Below are 19,590 nucleotides of genomic sequence, written 5' to 3' on the forward strand. Positions count from 1 at the left end.
GTGATGATTTTCACTTAAAACGAACAGAATGAAGGGATGTGTTAGCTTTGAGAAAGTCAAGGGAAGACAGTATACACTCTCAGACATACATTATGGAGGCATTAAGCGCCCTGTTGCACGAACATAAACTGCAAGATATAACTGTAACAGCTATTTGTAAAAAGGCTGGAGTTGCCAGAGTCACATTCTACAAATACTACCGCAACGTTTACGACGTCGTGCAAGTATCTGTGGATGAAATTGTTCAACAATTCTTGAATGAGGTTGATAGTTTGGATCCGTATGAAAGTATGCAGCTAATTATTGAATATATCATAGAGGGATTTGTGTCTGCACAGAAACCATCAGGAAAATTGCTGGATTCAAATATATCTAATATGATGCTTGATTATTTGAATTACACAATGGAAAAGGTCTTTCAAGCAGATATTACGCGCAATCATGAAATAAGTAGAATGCAGATCCTATTTTTAGCAGGTGGTATCTATAATATTGTTAACGATTGGCTTAAAAGAGGGACAAAGGAATCTCCCCAAGCACTTGCTGCAAAAATATACGAGATTCTTCCATACGGGACAGCAGATACCAGAAATTTTACAAGCTCCTGATACAACTATTCCATCTTTTATTACATCTCAAAAAATGTGCATTACATACAAAGATACGAGTAGTTCATCTAACCATAAACGACCGTTAATGGAACTCTAGTTATTTCTACTCAAGAAAACTCATGACCAAAAACAAAAGGCCCTAACATATTAGCCATGTATAATATGTTAGGGCTTTTCTATTTTTAGTATTTTTAATTTAGCTCTTAATAATTTTAAAACTGTAGGACCTTTTTACATATTTATTTTCCTACTTTAATAATACGTTCCATCGCCTTCATCTGACCAATATGATCTGCTTCATGATAAAGCATCATACCGTAAAGCTCACCAACTGTTTCTAGTCCTAGGAACGGCTCTGGCATTTTATTCTCAAATGCTTCTGCTGGAATTTCGTTAATACGCTTTGCTTGTTCTTTTAATTGGGCCATTAATACTTCTAATGACGGTCCTTCTGTTTTCCATTTAGATGGTCTTGATCCATACCCAAACATGCCTGGATATTCAGTTGGTAATTGTTTGAATTCTTTTCCAAACATGAAAACTTCTGCTGCCGTTAATACATGACCGATATGCCAGCGAATTGTATTGTTAAAGCCATCTGGCTGCGTATCCGCAGTTTTATCATCTAACGTCTCCATAAATTTAAGTAATGCCCCGCGCGTTATTTCAAATTGTTTTAAACCAACTAGTCTATTCATTTAATCGTTCTCCTTCTTCATGTACCATTTATCATGAACTAAGAATGTTCATTTTATTAAAGTTTCACCTTGTTTAATCTATCAGAAACAATGAAGAAATACATCTAATATGCTTAGTAAAAATATTTAAAAGGTTCACCCCTAATAAATATAGAATTACTTACTACACGGTTAGTTTAGTAAATAATAGAGGAGTGTCAATTACATGTTACATGTTTTAAAACAGCAATATCATCTTATTAGCGCTACAAGAGAAACTCTATTTTCATTTTTGGAAGAAATCCCACTAGAAAAATTACATAGCACTGTTCCGAATTTCGGGAGCGGTAGCATTATAAAGACACATATTCATGTAGCCGATTGCTATCGATACTGGCTTGGATCGTTCGCATTCAAACAAAATCGAGCAAATTTTTCATTTGCTCGTGATGCTGAAATTGAGCATGCAGATGTCGAGAAAGTCCGTGCTAGATTTAAGTTAGTAGATGAGGTTGTACTACGTTTTTTAGATGAATACAATGACCGCTGGCTCGAAAATATAGCAAATGAAGTGAAATGGCAAAAAGAACCTTGGGTCACAACACCGTTATGGCTTTTAACTCATACGGAGACACATGAATTTCACCATAAAGGACAAATTGTATCTATGGCTCGTCATCTTGGATACAATCCTCCTGATACAGATCTTAGTTAATTCGATTATTCTAACAAATGAGCTACTAGAACTGTCGTTAACATTGTTTATGTATATAGAAAGGCTCTTCATTCTTTTTAATGTTGTTTATAGTTTTACAATTTTTTTACGACACAAACTTGTATTATATTTTAATTATGTTTGTGTCGTGTTCTTATTAATTAGTTTCATATCCATAAAAAAATATATTAATATGTTTCCTTTTATTATTTCAATTACCTAATCAATAAATGGTTCTTTCTTTTCATTACGACTTTATATAAAATAAACACGAAAATTCCGAAAATAAAAGTTGAAAATGCTGGTAACACTTTATCATTTGGCACGTACACACTCCAAAAAGAATTAAGAAGCGCATGGAAAATTAGACACATAAAAATACTTTTAGTTGCGTTATAAATTGTAGTTAATAAGAACGATATGGCAATTGTCGTAATTATAAAAGCTATAAAATCCCTTTGAGTTTGATTCGTGCCCGGAATAAACCATAACGGCCAGTGCCAAATAGCCCATATAAAGCTCACAATAATCGTACTAAAAAATGCCGAAAACCTTTTCTGAAGGGCAGGCTGTAAGAATCCTCTCCATCCGATTTCTTCAAGACCACCACCAACGATCATTATTGGAAAACTAAGCACTGCCACGTATAATGGTTTTTGCATCGTTGCTCCACCAAATATTATTGGCAGATAACAACTAATAAAAGCCAAAACAACGATTAGAATATACCATAAAAAATGATACTTAGGATTAACAACATTTTTTATAAACACTCTGAACTCTTCTTTTGATCCATATTTTTTCTTTAAGCTAATTGCAACGATTGCAGGCATGATTCCCCCAAAAACAAATACTATCATCGCTAACGGTGTACCAAATGTCGTAATGTTAAATTTTATTAAGTTAATTAGTAGCCCCCATAGTATCCATGTAAATATTAAAGTGCACATTACATATCGTTTAATTTCTTTCCCCATTTACTTGCCTCCTTTGTTTTAATTACAGCATAAATTTGGATGAAAGAAAACAACTTATGTTAAATTATTCCAAAACCCTAAAGGAACTTCCATACTCAATCCAGCTTTTATGAGTGGCCAAACTTCCCCCTACCTACTTTGCTTCATTCGCGACTCGAATATGGTGTCTTACTATCCATTAATCGGGAATAAACAAAAAGAAAGGGCTTATTTTGAAAAATGATCAAAACACGCTCTTTTAAAGTGTCGATAAAATTATTTAGTTCTTGTTGAACTATGATGCAGATTAGTGGTACATACTTATTTTCTACTTAAACTATCTAGAAAAAACTCGTTTTCATTTAAAAGCGGAATGAAAAACAATAATAATGATAATAGCAAAAAGTTTAATGCTGTATTTTGTTGTGTATAAAACTTTTATTATTTATTTTAGGTATACCATATCATCATAAAATACATGTAATATCAAATTAATAATCATATTTTTCAAACAATACACAAAATAAAACTCCCAAGAAGTTTTTATATAATTACTAACCTTAAGGAGAAAATTATAATGAGATTAGAGAGTGAAAGAATTTATTTAAGACCTCTTTGTCAGCTAGATGCACCCATTATATTAGAAAGTACAATGGATGAAGAAATAAGATATATGACTGGAACCAAGTCTACTTTTTCATTGGAGCAAATTAAAACACATATAGATCACATAAATAATGATTCAAGTCGCTATGATTTCGCTATTTGTTTAAAAAGCACTAACGAAATGATTGGAGAGTTGTCGATTTTAGATATCGAAGAGGAGAACAAAAGAGCAGTATTCAGAATATCAATGCTTTCCATAGCGTTAACAGGAAAAGGCTATGGAACTGAAGCAATTACAATTGTTTTAAGATTTGTTTTTGAACAACTATCATTAAATCGGTTACAGTTAGAAGTATTTAGCCATAATTTACGCGGAATTAGAGCTTATGAAAAGGTTGGGTTTGTAAAAGAAGGAACCTTACGTCAATCTTTATTTTATAACGATACATACTCAGATGAAATTATTATGGCCATACTTAAAAGCGATTATAGAGAGACCTTTGTAAATGACTGTACTTAATCTATGAAACAATTTTAAAGAACCTTACCACAATAAAATGTAGTAAGGCTCTTTCTTTTTTATATCAAATAACAGCTCTTAACACATTTATAATCGTATTAATACCAAATAGTCTCCGCATAATTATAAGCATCACTATTCGGAATGGCATGTTTCCCCTGCGCTTGTGCCTTTCTTGGATCTAAATCATAGACCATTGGCGTATAGCATGATGTTTGCCCTTTATTCACAACACCATTTCCTCCAGCACTTCCGCAAGTATATGCCTTTCCATCGGTTTTTCTGACGATCCTTGCATCAGCTTCGTTATTATAAACCGCTGCACGAGTTACAGTAACTTTTGCCCACGCTGTTTTACACGTCGTGCTAAATTTTAATTCCACATATGAATTAGAATCAATCCACTTCTTTTCTTTCGTTACTGCTGATTGATCACAGCTATTGTAGTAAGGGCTTTTTCCATCATATGAATGGTCTTCTGCAAATGCTTTATCATTATTCGTCGTACTAAACATACTAATTACAACGAGCAATGCCAGACAAAGACATGCGCTTACCTTTTTAAAAAGCTTCATAGAATTCCACTCCTTTATTAATAACGTCCAGTTTTCCCGTAACCATTATTAATCGTCACTGCTTCAGCATCAGCTGTATAACCAAAATCAGCAGTTAAATCAAATACCATTCCTGTATACGTGCTCGTTTGCCCCGTTTTAATTGCTCCATTACCACTATTAGAATCTACTGATTTTTGGAATACACCATTTTTATATTTATTAATAACAGCGTAAGCATATACTCCTCCAGAAACAGAAGGTGCTGGTTGATCTAAAACAAGCTTAGACCATGCCGCGTGACATTTATTACTGTAACGTAAATACACTGTTCCTACTTTTTTACTACCTTCATACACTGCTGTAGACTTTGCATTAAATCCATCTGCATCACACGTTGTACTTCCTCCGTATACTTTCGTTGTAGCCGGATTTTTCCCGTCATAGTAACTACTTAAATCGGTAGCTGCAAATGTACTTCCTTGGAAACTAAATAATACCCCTACACTCACTACACTTAACGCACATACTTTCATTAGCTTTTTAAACATTTTCAATTTCCTCCCTCAAAATAAGTACGTATAATTAAGACAATCTATCCCCTATGTACGCCCCTCCTTTCATGCTTCCTAGAGCATCTTACAGAAACGAATAAATGTTGTAAATTCCCTTATGATTATTGGAATATACAAAGAAATTTACGTATCCGTCTAAGAAAAAAAGTTGAGAAATACACATTTTATAACATCCTTTATTTAAAACATAAAAGAACCGATACTCGTTTCATGCAAGCATCGGTTCTTAATACAAAATTGCCATTTTTACTATTATATAAAATAAATATTTCTCCACTTAATCCGTCGTAAAAAACTCCCTCGTCACATCAATAAATTGCTGCAGTGGCACTGTCATCCATTTATCTTTATGCCAAGCAATTTGTGTGAAAATTGGATTGATAGTATTTTCTAGATGTAACTCTTTTATCGTACCCTCTCGTATATCTTTTTCTACTACTATTGCCGGTAAAACCGCTATTCCTAAATCTGCAATAACACATTGTTTAATTGCCTCGACACTAACGAACTCAATTTTATTTGCTGGATACACACCTTCTGTACGAAATAGCTCTTCAAATAGAGTTCGATACGAGCAACCAAGTTCTGTTAACAAAAGTGTTTCCCTTTCTAAATCTTTTATAGAAACGGAAGTTTGCTCGAGTAAATGATGCCCTGAAGCAGCTACTACACTTAATTCTTCTTTCATAAGCGGCTCCACATGTAAAGCATCTTCTGTTTTACATTCGTCCAAAATAAAGGCAAGATCGACTTTTCCCTCCATCAATTGTTCCTTCGCATCTTTATTGGAATGTGCTGGTTTAAATATAAGCTTTATTTGAGGAAATTGTGCTTTAAACCTCTTTAATATAGATGGGAGCCTATATGTACATTGACTCTCTTGCGCACCGATTATTAACGTACCTGCTATTTCCTCATCATCTTTCACAGCCATTTTCACTTCATTACTGAGTGCAATCATCTTGTCGGCATATAATTGAAACTTTTTGCCTGCTTCAGTTAAAAAAAGACGTTTCCCTAATCTTTCAAATAACGGCGTACCTAACTCGGCTTCTAACGTTTTAATTTGCGCCGTTACGCTCGATTGAGCAAAGTTTAATTTCTTCGCAGTTTGCGTAAAATTCAAAGTGTCTGCCGCTACTTTAAATGTAATTAATTGTTTTATCTCCATTTATCATCCCTCTTTTCAATCGATATTTCCGATTGATTTCATCGAAATAATCCTCTTTGTCTATTGATATTTGTATTGTATGATAAAGAGCATCGACAAACAATACAAATGGAGGTATTCCATATGAAGGCACTTTGTTTTGAACAATTTGGAAGTCCGGATGTACTACAATATAAGGAAATACATGACCCAATCATACAACCAAATGAAATTCTTATCCGTACGAAAGCAATCGGTTTAAATTTCGCTGATATTTATAGACGCCGCGGCGATTATCATCTCGCTGGTAACCCACCTTATATATTAGGCTATGAAGGAGCTGGTATTGTTGAAAAAATAGGAGCTGACGTTACTACGATCAGTCCCGGAGACCGCATTGCATTTGCTGATGTCCCATTTGCAAATGCAGAGCTAGTTGCTGTTCCGTCTGAGAAAGCAATTAAGCTTCCAGATGCTATCTCTTTTGAAACAGCCGCTTCTGTCTTATTGCAAGGTCTAACAGCACATTATTTAACGAAAGATAGTTATCAAATAAAACAAGATGATATAGCTTTAGTACATGCCGCAGCTGGTGGTGTTGGGCAACTTCTTATTCAAATCATTAAACTACTAGGCGGAAAAGTAATCGGCCTAACGTCGTCAAAAGAAAAAGCACAAATAGCTACATTAGCTGGTGCTGATCATGTATTTTTATATACGGAAGCATGGCCTGCGGAAGTACTTGAAATAACAAACGGTGATGGAGTAAATGTTGTATATGAATCAGTAGGTTCTACGTTAGAGGAAAGTTTTAGCACAACTAAAACTGGTGGTACTGTCGTATTTTACGGAATGGCCGGCGGTAATCCTGCGCCCGTTGATTCGCGTATGCTTATGGATACTTCAAAAACTTTAACTGGCGGAGACCTTTGGAACGTGCTTACATCTTATGAAGAGAGAAAAGAACGCTCCTCTCAATTATTCGAATGGATTATGGCTGAGAAAGTAAAAATCGCAAATCCTACTACATTCTCTTTACAAGACGGTGCCCGTGCCCATGAATTATTAGAGAGCAGAAAAAGTACAGGGAAGATTTTATTAATCCCTTAATCCTTCCCATTTAAAAAGGAATCTAGATTCGATTTTATCAAGACCTAAATTGAAACAATTAATAAATGAAAGGACATAACATATGTTATGTCCTTTCTTCTTCAAATAACGGGCACGTGTAAATTTAAAATAAATTTTGTACTCATTTGTAAATAAAACTACGTACTAATTTATGCTAAAAACGAGAATTCACTCCTATAACGACAGTAGCGTCTAGTTCCTCATCTCTAACCAATTTCGGAGTAAGCCCAGCATCAGCAAAAATTTCAAAGGTCTGAGTTGCCTGCATTTCACTCGTCTCTATTAAAAGATGACCTCCCGGTGCTAGCCAGAGAAACGCTTCTTTTGCTACTCTTCGCTGAATGTGAAGTCCATCCTCTCCCCCGTCAAGCGCTATCTTTGGTTCATGTAGGCGAGCTTCCTGTGGGAGCAGCTTTATTGCCTTGGTAGGAACATATGGTACGTTTGCAACTAAGGTATTCACACGACCTTTAAGTGAATGAGGCAAGGCATTATACAAGTCACCTTCAAAAACATGTCCACCGAAATTTGTTACGTTGCGGCTTGCACATCTTACTGCGATAGGGTCAATATCAACAGCATACAATTCAACTCGTCCTAAAGCTTCCACCAGAGCTACACCCACAGCCCCTGACCCGCAACATAGATCAACGACGATATCATCAAAACATGACAGAGCTTTTGCCTGGTGAACAAGAAACTCTGTACGTTGACGAGGCACGAAAACACCTCGGTCCACTTCTATCCGCAATCCACAGAATGCTGCGTATCCAACAACATATTCAAGTGGTAAACCACCAGCTCGCATTTCCACCATTTTCTTTAGGTCCTCTGGTGTTTGTGCCTCTGACATAAGTAACCGGGCCTCATCTTCTGCGAAAACACATCCCGCGCTCTGAAGCTTGTTAATGATACATTTTTCCGTTTTATTTTCCAAAAAGAAATTAAATTCTCTCCCTATTTATCTCACCACTTTTTCTTATTTATAACCCTGTATTCGTTAAAAATTGGAGATATCCTTTTCAACAAAATAGCCTTATTCAATTAAATGATCCAACTGTTGAACAAAGAAACACTCTACATAATGGATATTTTCACTAAAATACCCCAACCTAATTTTATAAATAGAAATAAGAAAAGGAAGCTAGATTTTCTAGCCTCCTTTTCTTATTTCTATTTGAGATTTAATTATATTTCCACACTTTCTTTCCCTTTTGCAACATAGCTCATATCTCCAACAGACTCGACGATATATTCCCCGTCTTTATATAAAATTTTCGTTACACTTGCATTCTCTACTCCAAGTTTTGTTTTACTACTGTCTAGCATTTCAATTAATGTAGTAATCAAAAGCCCATGAACAACAACTAAAACGTTGCCACCTCCATTTGCAGCAGCTTCTTCACTAATTTTATCAATCTCTACTTTTATACGAGTAGAAAATAATTCCCAATCTTCCGCTTGTTTCGTAGGATCTGCTGCTCTAATCAGATTAATCACTTCTTGAATAGAAAACTTCATAAGTTCTTCTGGTGATGTAACACCCGCAGCTTTTCCAACCACATCCCACATATTTTCAAGCTTTTCACCTTCAAAAATACCAAAATTTAATTCTCGTAAATTTTTCCTTTGCTCTAGTTTCAATTTTGATTGCTCACTATATTTTAATACTAAATTAGCAGTTTCAATCGCTCGGCCGCTATCACTACTATACGCATTCGCAAAATGAACATCTTTTAATCCTGTTCCTAAATTAGAGGCAACTTCCACACCTTTTTCTACTAATGGAGAGTCTGCCCAACCTTGCGCGCGATGATTCGTATTTAATATTGTTTTACCATGTCTTGTAACATATAACGTAACTACATTCTCATTGCTATCTGTTTCTCGATTCTTCATCCTTTTCTCTCCCTTTACATTGCTATATCAATTTTACCATCTTAATTATTCATTGAGCAAAATATACGCAAGTGAATTTGCTTAATAAAAAAAGCTATCTTTCTGTATATCCCTACAAAAAGATAGCATCTTTTATGATTACATTCCTTAACTGATATTCCTACTCAGCAAATGCACTCGAATACTGTACAACTCCTTCTACACCTTCCAGAGCATTCTCTCTTAATTCCACTACCATAAATACCTCTTCAGGCACTTCAAATGGTGCTTTTATATTCCACTCACTTGCTTTCTTAAAACCAAATTTCGGATAATACTCTGGATGTCCTAATACTACAACCGATCCGTATCCAAGTTCTTTCGCTTTTTCTAACGCAACTCCAATAAGTTTTCCACCAATTCCTTTTTTCTGATGACCCCTAGCAACTGAAACCGGTGCAAGTGCTAATGATTCTACAGAAGTTCCATCCTGTTCTATCGTAATTTTCGATAACATAATGTGACCAACGATTTCCTCATCTACTGCAACGATTGATAATTCAGGAATAAACGCGTCACATTCTCTAATACGTTTTACAAGTTCATGTTCTGTTTTATCACTAAATTCTTCATGTAAAAATGCTTGTTGTACCACTTCTTCTGTTTTTGTATAATCGTTTTTTTGCTCTTGTCTAATCGTTACCATTCTATATTATCCTCTATTCTTTCTTATTTCTTTTTGGATTTTACGAAGCGCTTTTTTCGATCCGCGCTCTATATCATGTTGCATTTTTCTTTCTTTATAATCGACAAATAGTGTATTTAAATCGTATCCCTCTGGGTATAATTCCTTTGCTGCTACCTCTAAAGTAATACGTTTTACGTTTACTTCAACGAATTCACCGTTATAATATACAACGACATTATAGAAATTATCTGTTTCCTTATAAATGATACCAAAATCATCATAATCTAATAAATTTACACGATCGCCGATTTTGTACTCGTAATGGTTTTCTCTTTTTTCCTGCACAAATTTTGGTTTTCTAATTTTACTTTCATTCAGTTTTTCTAAAGCATATTCTTTATTTTCCATATATGCTTTCGCTCTTTGCAGTACACTCTCTTTTACGTTCATTTTATTCGCAATCCAAAGTGCATTACTTTCACCTGATTTACCGATTACTAATTTATAAAGTGGTACTAGTGTCTCACTATTAAATTGCATTGCTGCATTCATAAAATCATCGTGCATTTCTGAGAATCGTTTAATTTCACCGTAATGCGTACTCGCAACTGTAATACATCCTGCAAGATAAAACTCCTCTAAAATAGAAATTGCAAGTGCTGCCCCTTCATTCGGTTCAGTCCCACTTCCTATTTCATCAAATAGTAGCAACGTATTATTATTTGACATCCTCATAATCTCAGATAAATTTTTCATATGAGATGAAAATGTACTTAGTGCGTTTTCGATACTTTGATTATCACCAATATCTACAAATACATTTTCGAAAATAGCAATTTCTGTTTCTTTATCTCCAGCAATATGCAAGCCTGACATTGTCGCTAATGTTAGTAGCCCGATTGTTTTTAATACAATTGTCTTCCCACCTGCATTTGGTCCGGTAATAATTAAACTACGGTAGTTTTGACCGATTTCAAAGTGTAACGGTACTACTTTTCCACTTAAAAGCGGATGTTTACAATTTACTAAATGAATGTAGCCATGGTCATTTAATTTCGGCTCTATTCCATCGATTGATTTACTATACTTCGCTTTCGCAAATACCATATCATACTGACTAATTAATTCCATATTAATTTTTATATGATAAATATTTTCTACTACCATCCCTGATAAAGTCGCTAAAATTTGATACTCTTCCATCGCTTCTTCTGCTTTCAAACTTGCAAGTTCCGCATTTAACTTTGTAACCGTATGCGGTTCTATAAATACAGTAGAACCTTTAGCAGACGCTTCAACTATACTTCCCGCAACTTGATTTTTATAAGAAGATTTAATTGGAATTGTATACCTATCATCCTTCTTACTAATAAAGAATTCTTGAATATACTTCTTATTTGCACTACTATTTAAAAACTTCGTTAAACGTTCTTTTATTTTTCCATCTACCGAATCGATATTATTGCGAATTCGTTTTAACTCTTTACTCGCAGCTGCATCAATACTATTGCCTTTAATGGAAAAGTTGATTTCCTCTTCAATACTTTTATATTCAGTCATTGAATTTGCATAAGAAGCTAATACTGGCGCAAAAAATTCTTTATCTAACATAAACTTTTTAATCTTTCTACAGCCGCGTAAAAAATCTGAAACACTTACTAACTCTTCAGGATCTAAAATCATCCCTTTTTCTAATTTTTGAATTGTACTTGCGATATTTGAAATACCAAAGAAAGGAACATGCCCTTCTGCATCTACTATAGCTCGTGCTTCTGTCGTTTCATTCAAGCGATTCCTCACTACTTTTATACTGGTACTCGGCTCTAATTTATTTAATAATTCCTTACCTAATCCACTGACACAATATGATTTCACTATTTCCTTTAATTCGTTATATTGTAACTTTTCAAAAGTCATCGTATTCATTTTGTTTCTCCTCACTATGATTGATTTCCATCATCAATGAAGATACCTACTCATTAGATTCCAATGAGTTCTACATTATTCAATTACCATTTTTATACATTAAAAATATATACAAAAAAGCTGCGGGGATACCGCAGCTTTTACATTTACAAGGCATGTGTAATAACATATGAGGAAATAAGCCATAAAAAACGGATGGCAATCCTCCTATTACACGCTTTATAAAGTATTGTAGGTATCTTCATAGGTATCGAAATAAATCCATGACAAAATTAGGGGTATGATATACATAAAAATCCCCTGGTCTTATCCGATTTATTTCATTAAATTTTTCCTATTTAGTACCTACCGCACTCACAAAAAGCACCTCTCATTAATTTATATTATAGTCATTGAAATCTAATTTACTGAAATCATCATACTATATGTTTTGTGAGAAGTAAAGGTGTCATGCTATTCCCTTGCAGATTGTAAAACTTTCATATAATCTACCTTTTTCTCAAGGGTCTTTTTCGCATCTTCAGCCGTTACTATATAATCTACTGCAATATGTTGTAATACACCCTTATCAACATTTGGCAACTGAATCGTTATATCATCCACACTACTCTTACTATCTTCAATCGTTTTATTAAATTCCTGAATACTTCTTGCAAGCTCCGCTAATGTTTCCATATGTGCAGAATTGTTTACATCTAAAACAGTATTACTTCTGAAAACCGCCGTAACATAATGCTTCGGATGCTTCTTCGATATTTTTTTCTCTTCATCCTTGCCGAAAATAATATCTCCTGTCTGCATTCGATCGAAAGTAAGTATGGTATTATTCCTTTTTTCTTCATAATATGTATTGAACCTTTCTCGTAAATCGTTCGCTCCTTTTTTTATTTTATAATTATCATTCTCTACCTTTGGAGAGGTTCGTCCATCGAACCATATTTGAAATTGTAAATATGGTTCATCTACTTGCTGTACATAAGCTATTCGTCTGTTTGGACCTAAAAAATCCTTACCTTGGTCGGCTATTTCAATTCGATCTAGTTTTACAGAAATACCATGCTCCAATTTTGTATAGCTTTGTGCTTTTTGTTCCATTTCTTCATCCGATATATCACATGATGTTAATAGTAATAAACTAAACATTATGCTATATTTCATTATTTTTCTTTTCATATTGCCTCTCCTTTTGCTACTACTTCCTATACAGAAATGTCCTTATGGATTTTAAATTACGATTTATATAAAGAACTTCTTTTAATAACCACTAGTATAAAAACACCCATTTATTATCACTTTACACTTATAGTGTAATTTTACACTATATTCATTTTACCGTAAAGCAAATATAATATCTATGAAAATCATGTTGAAAACATACTAATATTTAATTTCCCTAATACATTTAATAATTATGACAAGCAATCATACGAGGTTACTATATGAGCGAACAATACATCATTTTACATGGGCCTGCTCTTGAACCCGATTTAATTGGTCCCACACTACCACCAATTCCACCATTTACATTTCCGACCGGACCCACTGGAATCACAGGACCTACCGGTTCGACAAGTTTTACTGGAATTGGAATAACTGGTGTATACGCTGTATCCTTTTCAATCGTATTTGCGATATAAGCTATTTCATCTAGCATATTAAATCTTACAATAAACGATTCGATTCAATTCGCGATTGAAACACGAGTTGGTGGTGGTTCTGGGGTAAGAGCTACATCCACCAGAACTGATCTATTACCTTTAACCCAAGAAGACGTTCTTCGAGTCCGAATAAGAGAAGCCACAGGTGATATTATTTATTCCAACGCATCTCTCGTTGTTTTAAAAGTCGACTAATTCATTTATGAAAATAAAAATTTAGGGATGATAAAAATATAAAAAGAAGAGGATGACTTATATTTCAGTCTTCCTCTTCTTTTTTATCACCAATTCACTGCTGAACATATACGGAAACTGATCCTCCACTTACATGGAACTGCCCCCATCCGTCCTTATTAATTGTTACAGTATTTGTTTGATTACCCGTCATATCGTACCATACTTCCCCTGCGTTATTCTTTCCAACTTCCATCCACTTTGATCCTCCTGGTCCATCTGAGATTAATGTTGCTAGACCGGAATCCGCATGTACACCATCACCTTCTCTTGTCCATCCAATTACATCTGGATGGTCTAAATAATCACGCTGCATACCATATGCAAAGTTTTTTCGTGCCGTCAAAATTGGATCAATTTTATCTTTTAACGCTGGAATTTCATAGCTACTATTTCCGTTTGTCCCATAGTAATCACCATAGAAAACTGAAGGATAGCCCTCTGCACGAGTTAAAATAAATGCATATGCCAACGGTTTAAACCACGGACTTACTACAGATTCCAATGACTGTCCAGGCTGAGAATCATGATTCTCAACGAGAGTAACTGCAAGTGCAGGGTGATTTTGCATTACTGTTCCATTTAAAATATTTCTCATATCATAATTCCCATTTCCTTTTGAAGCATAATGAAAATTGTAATGCAGTGGTGCATCAAATACAGATTGATTATAATTGACCTTCGCTAAATAATTATTTAAAGTTTGAATATCATTTTGCCAATATTCAGCCACCGTAAACATTTCTTTCCCTGTTTGCTGTCTGACATGATTTACCCAATCGCGTAAATATTCATGATCAATATGTTTAACAGCATCTAAACGAAAGCCATCTAAATTTAATTCATTCGCATACCACGTCCCCCAATTTTTCATCTCATTCGCAACATCTGGATGATCAAAATCAAGATCTGCATACATTAAATAATCATAATTTCCATTCTCGCTAGACACTTCCCAGTCCCACGCTTTACCTATACCCCTAAATTTATAAATTCGATTTAATTTCCTTCCTTCATCCCAATCCGTTCCGTCAAAATGATACCATTTCCATTTGAAATTAGAATAAGTATCTCCGCGCCCAGGAAAGTTAAACCCCGTCCATGCATTAATTTCATAATCACCTGATACCTCAACATTTCGATTGTTACGGTCTACCTCAACAGCCGTTACATTTTCAGTATAATCTGCTCCACCTTTATGATTCATAACTACATCGCCGTATACATCGATGTTTCGCTTATGTAAAGCTTCGATTGCAGATTTCAATTGTGCTTTCGTCCCATATTTTGTTCGTACCGTTTCTTTTTGATTGAATTCCCCTAAGTCATATAAATCATATGCTCCATATCCTACGTCATTTTGCGTAGTTCCTTTATATGCAGGCGGTATCCAAACAGATGTAATTCCTTTCTGAGCTAAATTTCCAGCATCTGAATGCAAGCGGTTCCAATGATTCCCATCATTCGGAGCATACCACTCAAAATATTGCATTAACGTTCCATTGTTAACCGTATCTGCATACACTTTACTTCCCCCATGTATACTAGGTAAAAACAAAACAACCGATAAGCCGACTACTGTTATTTTTTTTAACATATTTACAACATCCCCTCCCAAGAAAACGTTTGCATAGTTTATCGAAATTATTATAATATTCGTTCTACAATTAGTAAAGTAGCAATCTCTCACTCTCCCACATTATTTTTTAGTCTAACTTCACATATTCACCAAATACTACACCATAGTTTTTATTTCACATCTTATTCAAGATTGTTTACAATTTATCTATAAAAGCATAACGGAGGGGTTTCTATGACGGACTTTCAAAAACAATTTTTTTCAAGATTACATATAGAAGAAAAACACAACGTTTCATTTGAAGATTTATCTAACATTATGTACGCGATGGCGCAAACTGTCCCTTTTGAAAACTTAAATATACTCGAAAACAACTTTACAGAAATATCAAAAGAAAATCTAAAAGAAAAAATTTTAGTAAACAACCGGGGCGGTCTTTGTTATGAACTCAATCCTACTATGTATTACTTCCTTAAAGACGTTGGATTTGATGTTCATCTCGTTTCAGGAACAGTGTACAATACTGCAAATTCTATATGGGCTGTTGATTCTGGCCATATCGCAACCGTTTTAACACATCATAATGAACTTTATTTAATTGAAGTAGGATTTGGGTCATACTTACCTCTTGCACCTGTCCCTTTCTCAGGTGAAGTCATTCACTCCGTTACAGGAGATTATCGTATTCGTAAAGAAATGACCGAAAAGGGAAACTATATTTTAGAGATGCGTAAAAATAATGAGTTTTTGGATCAATCTTCTGCTGATGATTGGACGTTAGGCTATGCATTTTATATAGAAGAAGTGAATGAAGAAAAAGCAAATGCAGCACAAAAAATTATCGTTGAACATGAGAGCTCACCATTTAACAAAGTACCTCTTATTGTAAAACTAACTGAAGATGGGCATGCATCTTTAACAAAGGATAGTCTGACAATAGCGAAAAACGGTAAAAAAACGAAAGAAAACGTTACAGATGTACAATATAAAAATCTTTTACATTCAAAATTCGGAATTACATTATAATTTTTTAAGCCTTGCCATTTAGCAAGGCTTTTTAATTTTCAGCAGGGATTTTTTGCAATTTGTTGTATTTCATAGTTATATAGGAATATAACTACATATTTAGAAAGGAAATGATTATGACTGAACTTAAAGATCGACTACAAGTAGATGATAAAGAAAAATGGGATTTAACAGATATTTACCATACAATTGAAGATTGGGAAAGCGACTTCCATAAAATTGAAGTATTAACGAAAGAATTACACGAGTTTAATGGAAACATTCACGATGGCAATAGTTTATTAGCCTATTTAACAAAGAGTGAAGAAACTTCTAGCATAATATCTTTAATGTTCGCTTATGCACGATTACAATCTGATCTTGATACGCGCGATACTGACGCTCAATCTCTTGTTGATAAAGTATCACAATTACATGTGAAAGTAAGTGCGGCTAAATCTTTCTTTTCCCCATTCTTACTTAGCGTAGATGAAGACACATTACATTCTTACATAGAAGCAGCAGAAGGTTTACAATATTATAAAGAAGACTTATTTGAATTGTACCGTTATAAAAAACACGTATTGAATAAGGACCAAGAAGAGATTTTATCACAAATGGGCGAAGCACTCTCCTCCCCACAACATACATATGGCATGTTAAATAATGCAGATATACTATTTGGTGAAGTGACTACTGATGATGGAGAAAAAGTAACTTTAACGCGCGGTATATATGCAAAGTTAATAGAAGATGAAAATCGCGAGAAACGTAAAGAAGCCTATAAAGCTTATTACAAACCATACGTTCAATTAAAGAATTCTATCGCTTCTACTTTATCTGCTGCTATTAAAAATAATGTTACTGTTTCAAAGCTAAGAAAATATCCATCAGCTTTAGAAAAGTCATTATTTGGCGACATGGTTCCGAAAGAAGTTTATGAAAATTTAATTGAGACGACGAAAAAAAATATTCAATCACTACATACTTATAATGAACTTCGAAAAGAAAAATTAAATGTGGATGAACTACGTCAATACGACTTAGGCGTTGATTTAGTAGCTGGTGTAAAACAAGACATTCCATATGACAAAGCATTTGACATGATGATTGAATCACTAGCTCCATTAGGCGAAGAATATATTGAAACATTAAAAAGCTTTAAAGATAAACGCTATATCGACGTAAGAGAAACACCAGGAAAACGTTCCGGCGCTTATAACTTTGGTGTATACGGCGTTCATCCTTTCATTCTTTTAAATCATCACGATGATTTAAATAGCCTTTTCACTCTCACCCATGAATGTGGACACGGTATGCATACGCACTACTCACACGGATACCAACCAAGAATTTCTGCACACTATACTATTTTTGTCGCAGAAGTCGCTTCTACAGTAAATGAAGTGCTATTAATTCATCATTTATTAAAAGAAGCAAAAGATGCTGCTGTACGTAATCATTTAGTAAACCATTTCATCGAGAAATTTAAAGGCACTTTCTTTACACAAATCATGTTTGCTGAGTTTGAAAAAATCACACATTCAATGGCTGAGCAAGGTAAACCATTAAATGCCCAAGTCTTTAGCGAAGTTTATGAAAACTTGTTTAGAGAGTATAATGGCGACTCTCTCGTATTCGACGAAGAAGTAAAATACGGCTGGACTAGAATACCGCATTTCTATCGTCCATTTTACGTGTACAAATATGCAACTGGGTTCGCTTCTGCAATCCAAATTGCCGATAAGTTATTAAGCGGCGATCCAAATGCTCAAAAACATTATATTGAATTCCTTAAAGGTGGAAGTTCGGACTATCCATTAAATTTACTGAAAAAAGCTGGTGTTGATTTAACTACGCCAGAACCGATTGAAAGTGCACTAAATCGTTTCAGCTCACTTGTGGAAGAGTTTTCAGCATTATAAAAAGCATGCAGAGTATATACTCTGCATGCTTTTTTCATTTCGGTTACTTTATGCCAAATGTTGCTGCGTGACACAGTGAATCATGCCACCATACGCAAACAATTCATTTACATAAATACCAACAATCCTTCTTCCTGGAAACTGTCCTTCAATGATTTGAAGCCCTAATTTGTCATGCTCATCACCATATATAGGAACTAATACAACCTCATTTCCAATATAAAAATTCAAATATGAACCCTTACAGTCTGCTTCTTTTACCACTTTTCTTGTCACCGGTACTGGTATGAGCTGAAATGGTTTTCCATCTATATTTCTTGATTGTCTCAATTCTTGATAATGCTTTTCGTACGCCTCCAAAAGGTACGATTCACTCTCCCCGAAAGGATCATATTCATAAAGAATTGTATTTTCATTTACAAAACGTGCTGCCCCATCAATATGGTAATCCGTATCTTCATCATAATTATCCTCACCGCGAATGCCCGTTATCCATATAAAATTCGTTACCCCTAAATACTTCGTTAACTCTATTTCAATCTCTTCCTGACTTATTGTAGAATTTCGATTTTCATTTATAATAGAAGTTTTTGCCGCCATTAAGGTCCCATTTCCGTTTATCTCTATTCCTCCGCCCTCTAGACAGACACTAGCATTAACTTTTGGAATACTATACGTTTCACTTATTTTTTCCGAAATAACAGCATCATTTTCATACGGATATTTCTCACCCCACCCATTAAAAATCCAGTGTGTTAAGCAGAGATTGCCTTCCTTATCTTTTACAAAAATCGGTCCATTATCTCTTATCCAAATATCATCCGTTTTTTCAATTAAAAAGTAAATTTTATCCATGTCCACTTTCGCTTCCAGTAACTTCGTTTGGACATGTACTTTTTCTTCCTCATCATATACAACAATATGAACAGTTTCTCCGTAATGAAGCTCCTTTGCCATCGTTACCCAAATATCATCTAGCTTAGCCCTGTAACCTTCACCTCTATGAGCTTTATCATGAGGCCATTGGAGCCATGTCCCCTCATGCTTTTCCCACTCAGCTGGCATATAAAACAAACTATTTTCTATATTTCTCATACGTGTTCACCCCTTCTTCGAATGTAAGTTTAGTCTAAACTTTGACATCGTGTTAAGGTCAACAGAAATATATTCATGTACTTGCAACTACTTTATAAGGTGTCTCT

At 34.5% G+C, this 19,590-nt stretch carries 18 protein-coding genes and 1 pseudogene; 7 read left to right on the forward strand and 12 right to left on the reverse strand.

What is annotated here, in order from left to right:
• Positions 1–92 precede the first annotated feature (92 nt).
• Positions 93–608, forward strand: coding sequence for a TetR/AcrR family transcriptional regulator (locus ACHZK0_RS16605; protein ID WP_087954937.1), 516 nt, complete (start codon positions 93–95; stop codon positions 606–608).
• Between the two features lie 242 nt (positions 609–850).
• Here the strand turns inward: ACHZK0_RS16605 and ACHZK0_RS16610 are convergent, their stop codons facing one another.
• The gene (locus ACHZK0_RS16610) at positions 851–1,309 is read right to left on the reverse strand and encodes a DinB family protein (RefSeq protein ID WP_395760705.1); all 459 of its coding nucleotides are present in this window, start codon (positions 1,307–1,309) and stop codon (positions 851–853) included.
• Between the two features lie 205 nt (positions 1,310–1,514).
• Between ACHZK0_RS16610 and ACHZK0_RS16615 the strand changes: the two genes are divergently transcribed.
• Positions 1,515–2,003 carry a DinB family protein gene (locus ACHZK0_RS16615; protein WP_395760706.1) on the forward strand — a complete coding sequence of 163 codons (489 nt, stop codon included), beginning with the start codon at positions 1,515–1,517 and terminating at the stop codon, positions 2,001–2,003.
• 215 nt (positions 2,004–2,218) lie between these two features.
• Here ACHZK0_RS16615 and ACHZK0_RS16620 read toward each other — a convergent pair whose 3' ends face one another.
• Positions 2,219–2,980: a CPBP family intramembrane glutamic endopeptidase gene (locus ACHZK0_RS16620; RefSeq protein WP_262743173.1), complete on the reverse strand. Its 762-nt coding sequence runs from the start codon at positions 2,978–2,980 to the stop codon at positions 2,219–2,221.
• A gap of 556 nt (positions 2,981–3,536) precedes the next feature.
• Here ACHZK0_RS16620 and ACHZK0_RS16625 point away from each other — a divergent pair.
• On the forward strand, positions 3,537–4,085 hold the full coding sequence (locus tag ACHZK0_RS16625) for a GNAT family N-acetyltransferase (protein ID WP_395760707.1): 549 nt from the start codon (positions 3,537–3,539) through the stop codon (positions 4,083–4,085).
• A gap of 98 nt (positions 4,086–4,183) precedes the next feature.
• Here the strand turns inward: ACHZK0_RS16625 and ACHZK0_RS16630 are convergent, their stop codons facing one another.
• The 3 genes from ACHZK0_RS16630 to ACHZK0_RS16640 all read right to left on the reverse strand — a co-directional run bounded on the left by ACHZK0_RS16630 (position 4,184) and on the right by ACHZK0_RS16640 (position 6,385).
• Positions 4,184–4,660: a DUF2690 domain-containing protein gene (locus ACHZK0_RS16630; protein WP_377919424.1), complete on the reverse strand. Its 477-nt coding sequence runs from the start codon at positions 4,658–4,660 to the stop codon at positions 4,184–4,186.
• A 17-nt stretch (positions 4,661–4,677) separates the two neighbouring features.
• Positions 4,678–5,190 (reverse strand): DUF2690 domain-containing protein, encoded by a 513-nt coding sequence (locus ACHZK0_RS16635; RefSeq protein WP_395760708.1) that lies wholly within the window; start codon positions 5,188–5,190, stop codon positions 4,678–4,680.
• A 301-nt stretch (positions 5,191–5,491) separates the two neighbouring features.
• On the reverse strand, positions 5,492–6,385 hold the full coding sequence (locus tag ACHZK0_RS16640) for a LysR family transcriptional regulator (RefSeq protein WP_395760709.1): 894 nt from the start codon (positions 6,383–6,385) through the stop codon (positions 5,492–5,494).
• Positions 6,386–6,508: 123 nt separating this feature from the next.
• On the opposite strand from ACHZK0_RS16640, the gene ACHZK0_RS16645 reads away from it, so the two are divergent.
• Positions 6,509–7,474, forward strand: a complete 966-nt coding sequence (locus tag ACHZK0_RS16645) for a quinone oxidoreductase family protein (RefSeq protein ID WP_395760710.1) — start codon at positions 6,509–6,511, stop codon at positions 7,472–7,474.
• Positions 7,475–7,649: 175 nt separating this feature from the next.
• Here ACHZK0_RS16645 and ACHZK0_RS16650 read toward each other — a convergent pair whose 3' ends face one another.
• From ACHZK0_RS16650 to ACHZK0_RS16670, 5 genes are all read right to left on the reverse strand, one after another.
• Complete coding sequence (locus ACHZK0_RS16650) at positions 7,650–8,432, reverse strand: putative protein N(5)-glutamine methyltransferase (RefSeq protein WP_270342607.1); 783 nt, start codon at positions 8,430–8,432, stop codon at positions 7,650–7,652.
• Positions 8,433–8,683: 251 nt separating this feature from the next.
• Positions 8,684–9,394 carry a histidine phosphatase family protein gene (locus ACHZK0_RS16655; protein WP_270608013.1) on the reverse strand — a complete coding sequence of 237 codons (711 nt, stop codon included), beginning with the start codon at positions 9,392–9,394 and terminating at the stop codon, positions 8,684–8,686.
• Positions 9,395–9,554: 160 nt separating this feature from the next.
• Complete coding sequence (locus tag ACHZK0_RS16660) at positions 9,555–10,079, reverse strand: GNAT family N-acetyltransferase (protein WP_262742974.1); 525 nt, start codon at positions 10,077–10,079, stop codon at positions 9,555–9,557.
• 6 nt (positions 10,080–10,085) lie between these two features.
• Positions 10,086–11,987 (reverse strand): endonuclease MutS2, encoded by a 1,902-nt coding sequence (locus ACHZK0_RS16665; RefSeq protein ID WP_395760711.1) that lies wholly within the window; start codon positions 11,985–11,987, stop codon positions 10,086–10,088.
• Positions 11,988–12,440: 453 nt separating this feature from the next.
• Positions 12,441–13,160 carry a hypothetical protein gene (locus ACHZK0_RS16670; protein WP_262742976.1) on the reverse strand — a complete coding sequence of 240 codons (720 nt, stop codon included), beginning with the start codon at positions 13,158–13,160 and terminating at the stop codon, positions 12,441–12,443.
• A gap of 266 nt (positions 13,161–13,426) precedes the next feature.
• On the opposite strand from ACHZK0_RS16670, the pseudogene ACHZK0_RS16675 reads away from it, so the two are divergent.
• Positions 13,427–13,840 (forward strand): annotated as a pseudogene (locus ACHZK0_RS16675) (exosporium leader peptide-containing protein).
• A 94-nt stretch (positions 13,841–13,934) separates the two neighbouring features.
• Here ACHZK0_RS16675 and amyS read toward each other — a convergent pair.
• Positions 13,935–15,476 (reverse strand): alpha-amylase, encoded by a 1,542-nt coding sequence (gene amyS / locus ACHZK0_RS16680; RefSeq protein ID WP_395760712.1) that lies wholly within the window; start codon positions 15,474–15,476, stop codon positions 13,935–13,937.
• Positions 15,477–15,692: 216 nt separating this feature from the next.
• On the opposite strand from amyS, the gene ACHZK0_RS16685 reads away from it, so the two are divergent.
• Both ACHZK0_RS16685 and pepF read left to right on the forward strand, forming a co-directional pair.
• Positions 15,693–16,484: an arylamine N-acetyltransferase family protein gene (locus ACHZK0_RS16685; RefSeq protein ID WP_262742978.1), complete on the forward strand. Its 792-nt coding sequence runs from the start codon at positions 15,693–15,695 to the stop codon at positions 16,482–16,484.
• Positions 16,485–16,600: 116 nt separating this feature from the next.
• The gene (gene pepF, locus ACHZK0_RS16690) at positions 16,601–18,388 is read left to right on the forward strand and encodes an oligoendopeptidase F (protein ID WP_395760713.1); all 1,788 of its coding nucleotides are present in this window, start codon (positions 16,601–16,603) and stop codon (positions 18,386–18,388) included.
• Positions 18,389–18,436: 48 nt separating this feature from the next.
• Here pepF and ACHZK0_RS16695 read toward each other — a convergent pair whose 3' ends face one another.
• Positions 18,437–19,483, reverse strand: coding sequence for an agmatine deiminase family protein (locus tag ACHZK0_RS16695; RefSeq protein WP_395760714.1), 1,047 nt, complete (start codon positions 19,481–19,483; stop codon positions 18,437–18,439).
• Positions 19,484–19,590: the final 107 nt, after the last annotated feature.

Origin of the sequence: Bacillus sp. 3G2 (genome assembly GCF_044324725.1) — a bacterium.
GTDB lineage: Bacteria > Bacillota > Bacilli > Bacillales > Bacillaceae_G > Bacillus_A > Bacillus_A mobilis.